Genomic DNA, 295 nt, shown 5'->3' with positions numbered 1-295 from the left:
CTCCAGCCGGGAGACGATCCAGCGCGAGCGCTTCCAGCTTCTGGCCTGATACTGGAAGCGGTAAACGCCACTCATTTTCTCCCCGGCTTGCCGGTAATAGTGGCGCACCCGCGCCATTGGGATTTTGACCTCATCCAGCAGTTTGCTGTTTTTGCTGAACCCGACCAGGTAATCCACGTTATGGCGGTCACACCATTCAAGCAGCCTGGGGCGATAGAAGCCGGCATCACCGCGGAACACGATCCGGGTAGCCGGCCAGTGCTGGCGGATGAAGCGCACCAGCAGCGCCAGGATC

1 protein-coding gene is annotated in these 295 nt (G+C 60.3%); it reads right to left on the bottom strand.

Annotated elements, in window-relative coordinates; translation table 11 throughout:
• The coding region (locus F3089_RS15795; protein ID WP_151441736.1) for a transposase at positions 1-295 on the bottom strand (295 nt) is incomplete at both ends.

The organism is Halospina sp. K52047b (assembly GCF_008709855.1).
GTDB classification, from domain to species: Bacteria; Pseudomonadota; Gammaproteobacteria; order Pseudomonadales; family Oleiphilaceae; genus Halospina; species Halospina utahensis_B.
The sequence above is the reverse complement of the archived record's forward strand: the minus strand, read 5'-3'. Positions and strand labels throughout refer to the sequence as shown.